Source organism: Lysinibacillus sphaericus (genome assembly GCF_015844675.1).
GTDB lineage: Bacteria > Bacillota > Bacilli > Bacillales_A > Planococcaceae > Lysinibacillus > Lysinibacillus sphaericus_E.
Genome location: NZ_LDGC01000047.1, coordinates 1 through 1,479 on the forward strand (window position 1 = coordinate 1; position 1,479 = coordinate 1,479).

1 protein-coding gene is annotated in these 1,479 nt (G+C 38.7%); it reads right to left on the bottom strand.

Translation table 11 applies throughout. The annotated features are described in order from the left end of the window. Positions 1–1,479, bottom strand: a 1,479-nt coding sequence (locus ABE34_RS12585) for a non-ribosomal peptide synthetase (RefSeq protein ID WP_197142912.1), incomplete at both ends; no start/stop codon positions are given.

Here is a 1,479-nt window from a genome sequence, read left to right on the forward strand (position 1 = left end):
CTCTGGTACCTCTTTATCATTTTCTTTCTCCCAATGTGTCGCAAGTACTGTATTTTCCGTTGGACCATATGCGTTAATATATCGTTCTTTATCTCCAATCTGCTCAACCAATTCCTTACTTGTTGCAGAACCACCAGTCGTTAATACTCTAAACAAATTTTGTTTTATCTGACGGAAATATTGTGGTGGAAGTAATGCTACTGTTGCCTTTTTATTTGAAACATACTGTTCAAACTCATCTACACCTCGCACTTTATTGGATGGGATTAATAATAATGTTGCTCCATTATATAATGCCATTGTCATTTCCCATACAGACGCGTCAAATATATAGTTAGCAAATTGTAATATAACATCTTTTTCTGTAATTTTATACAATTCTTTAAAGTATTGGTTTATTGCAACGACACCATGATGCTCTACTAAAACACCCTTCGGTGTACCTGTTGTTCCGGAAGTGTAGATACAATAGATCAAGTCTTCCGCTTTGTTGACCTTCTCTGGATTCTGGATATTTCCTTCCCAAGTTCCTGCTTCTTTTAAGTCAATCTTTGTAATATCGGTTTCATACTCTGCCCCGTAAAGTAATATGGCCTTTGGCTGACAGTCTTCCAACATAAACGCGATTCTTTCTTCTGGATACGTTGAATCGATTGGTACATAAGCGGCTCCAGCCTTGATGATTCCGTAAATTCCGGCGATCATCTCGATACTTCTTTCTGACATGATCGCTACGAAGTCATCTGGTTTTACGCCCAGCTCTCTTAACTTATGAGCTAACACATTGGCTCTTTCATTCAGCTCTCGGTAGCTTACTTCTTCTCCTTCGAAGACTAAAGCGATCTGATCTGGTGTTTTAGCTGCCTGTTCTTCGAACAGTTCAACTACCGTCTTCTCTCTCGGATACTCTGTCTTGGTTGCGTTAAAGTCATGAAGGATTTTTTGCTTTTCGTTCTCTATCACCATCTCTATTTGTCCAAGCAGACAATCTTGTCGTTCAACTACCTGTCTTAATACTTCTTCATAATGTTTCAAAATCTGTGTTACAGTCTCTTCCTTAAATAATGCGGTACAATACTCTAACACAACACCATACTGGCCTTCATATTCTGCCACGTTAAAGGTCAAATCAAACTTAGCTACGGTGCTTACAAGACCTGCTCCTTCTGCCTCTGTTCCTTCTAAACTCAGTTCTGCTTTTTCATTATTCTGTAATACTAACATCACATCAAATAATGGATTTCTTGACATATCTCTTTGAACTTGAGCCTCTTCTACCAATTCCTCAAATGGGTATTCCTGGTTTTCATATGCCTTAAGACATACTTCTTTCATTTCTAACAGGAAGTCTTCATAACGCTTCTCTTTCTCTGGTCTTCCTCTCATGGCTAACGTATTAACGAACATACCTAGCATTCCTTCGGTATCTCTATGCGTTCTTCCACTGATTGGACTTCCGATTACGATATCTTCCTGTCT